A 1,746-nucleotide genomic window follows, 5' to 3' on the forward strand; every position below is an offset into this window, starting at 1 on the left:
TGCGGGCCGAGGGCCAGCGTCAGCGCGAGGAGATCGTCGCCGCCGGCCACGCCCAGATCGACGCCGACCGCAAGGCCGCCGCGTCCGTGCTCCGGCAGGACGTCGGCAAGCTCGCCACCGAGCTGGCCGGCAAGCTCGTCGGCGAGTCCCTCGAGGACCACGCCCGGCAGAGCCGCGTGATCGACCGCTTCCTCGACGAGCTCGAGGAGAAGGCCGAGGCCGCGCGATGACCGGAGCGAGCCGCGAGGCTCTGACCGCCGCACGTGAGCGTCTCGACGCGCTGACGGACTCCACCTCCGTCGACGCCGCGAAGCTCGCCGACGAGCTGGCGGCCGTCACCGCGCTGCTCGACCGCGAGGCAGGCCTGCGCCGGGTCCTCACCGACCCGGCGCAGCCCGGCGACGCCAAGGCCGCGCTCGTCCAGCGGCTGCTCGGCGGCCAGGTCGGCGGCGAGACCGCGGACCTGGTGGCCGGCATCGTGCGCTCGCGCTGGTCGCAGTCGCGTGACCTGGTGGACGCGCTGGAGGAGCTGGCGAACCTCGCCGACCTCACCGCCGCCCAGCGGTCCGGCACGCTCGACGACGTCGAGGACGAGCTGTTCCGCTTCGGCCGGATCGTCTCCTCCAGCACCGAGCTGCGCTCGGCGCTGACCGACCGGGCCGCGCGCACCTCGGCCAAGGTCGAGCTGCTGCGCCGGCTGCTCGGCGGCCGGGCGAAGCCGACCACCGAGCGTCTGGTGACGCGCCTTGTGACCGCGCCGCGGGGACGTAGCCTGGAAGCGGGACTGGAGTCCCTGTCCAAGCTCGCCGCCGACCGTCGCAACCGCATGGTCGCCGTCGTCACCACGGCGGTCCCGCTGAGCGACCGGCAGAAGCAGCGCCTCGGCGCCGCCCTCGCCAAGCTCTACGGCCGCCAGATGCACCTCAACATCGACGTGGACCCCGAGCTGATCGGCGGGATCCGGGTGCAGGTCGGCGACGAGACGATCAACGGCGCCCTCGCGGACCGGCTCGACGACGCCGCCCGGCGCATGGCGAGCTAGCAGCAACTCAACACGCAAGACGTACACGACGGCCCTGGTTGGGCCGTGCAGAGGATTCACCTCTTATTGGGGGGAGTCCCGAACTCGTGGAATACCCCCCAAGTGAAACTTCGGGCCCAACAAGGAGAGCAGGGAACCCAGATGGCGGAGCTCACGATCCGGCCGGAGGAGATCCGGGACGCGCTGGAGAACTTCGTCCAGTCGTACAAGCCGGACGCGGCCTCGCGCGAGGAGGTCGGTACGGTCACCCTTGCCGGCGACGGCATCGCGAAGGTCGAGGGCCTGCCCTCGGCCATGGCCAACGAGCTGCTGAAGTTCGAGGACGGCACCCTCGGCCTCGCCCTCAACCTCGAGGAGCGCGAGATCGGTGCCATCGTCCTCGGTGAGTTCAGCGGCATCGAGGAGGGCCAGCCGGTCACCCGCACCGGCGAGGTCCTGTCCGTCGCCGTCGGCGAGGGCTACCTCGGCCGCGTGGTGGACCCGCTCGGCAACCCGATCGACGGCCTCGGCGAGATCGAGACGTCCGGCCGCCGCGCCCTCGAGCTGCAGGCCCCCACGGTCATGCAGCGCAAGTCGGTGCACGAGCCGATGGAGACCGGCTACAAGGCCGTCGACGCGATGACCCCGATCGGCCGCGGTCAGCGTCAGCTGATCATCGGCGACCGCCAGACCGGCAAGACCGCCCTGGCCGTCGACACGATCAT

At 71.8% G+C, this 1,746-nt stretch carries 1 protein-coding gene and 2 pseudogenes; all 3 read left to right on the forward strand.

Annotated features, from left to right (window positions below):
* Positions 1 to 230, forward strand: a pseudogene (locus ABZ484_RS38675) (F0F1 ATP synthase subunit B); the annotation flags it as partial.
* Positions 227 to 1,042 carry a F0F1 ATP synthase subunit delta gene (locus ABZ484_RS38680; RefSeq protein ID WP_358870631.1) on the forward strand — a complete coding sequence of 272 codons (816 nt, stop codon included), beginning with the start codon at positions 227 to 229 and terminating at the stop codon, positions 1,040 to 1,042. The pseudogene ABZ484_RS38675 and the gene ABZ484_RS38680, both read left to right, overlap by 4 nt.
* A 141-nt stretch (positions 1,043 to 1,183) precedes the next feature.
* Positions 1,184 to 1,746 (forward strand): annotated as a pseudogene (locus tag ABZ484_RS38685) (F0F1 ATP synthase subunit alpha); the annotation flags it as partial.

Source organism: Streptomyces sp. NPDC006393 (assembly GCF_040628575.1).
Taxonomy (GTDB): domain Bacteria; phylum Actinomycetota; class Actinomycetes; order Streptomycetales; family Streptomycetaceae; genus Streptomyces.

Coding starts and splice junctions, on each gene's coding strand:
- ABZ484_RS38680 (WP_358870631.1), top strand. CDS start 227: ATGACCGGAGCGAGCCGCGAGGCTCTGACCGCCGCACGTGAGCGTCTC.